This is a genomic window from Christiangramia aquimixticola (assembly GCF_048285835.1).
Classification (GTDB): Bacteria; Bacteroidota; Bacteroidia; order Flavobacteriales; family Flavobacteriaceae; genus Christiangramia; species Christiangramia aquimixticola.
Genome location: NZ_JBLVTL010000039.1, coordinates 1 through 422, shown reverse-complemented (window position 1 = coordinate 422; position 422 = coordinate 1). Strand labels below are relative to the sequence as shown.

The 422-nt window shown below is 32.9% G+C and carries 1 pseudogene; it reads right to left on the bottom strand.

Annotated features, from left to right (window positions below):
- Positions 1-147 (bottom strand): annotated as a pseudogene (locus ACNKXV_RS13395) (IS1595 family transposase); the annotation flags it as partial.
- Positions 148-422: the final 275 nt, after the last annotated feature.

Genomic DNA, 422 nt, shown 5'->3' with positions numbered 1-422 from the left:
CTGGAAAGAGAGCTTGTTTTCAAGCCAATAGTGTTTGAGACCAGTGCACTTCTTACAAATGATCCCTTGCCGGATTCTTTGTTCTTTGATGAAGTCAACACAGGAAGCTTCGTCCGGAAACAGATTAATGAAATTGATAATGTTCATGGTCAAAACCGTCTATTTTGACCTAATTTAAAGCAAGTTGAAACCCAACTAAAGCAATTGTCACTAACTGTCAGTAAGAACTTATTTGGCTACTGGTATCATTGCGGATATACATATACATTAATTTTCCAATTGACTTTGGGATTCATTTTTCCGACTTGAAAGGTTTAAAATTTGAAATTAAAAAAATCGGAAGTGATTATTTTAAAGAAATTCCCTATTTCAAGGAAAATTCTAACTACTTCCTTTCCATAAATCCAAATGAAAGAAATTTA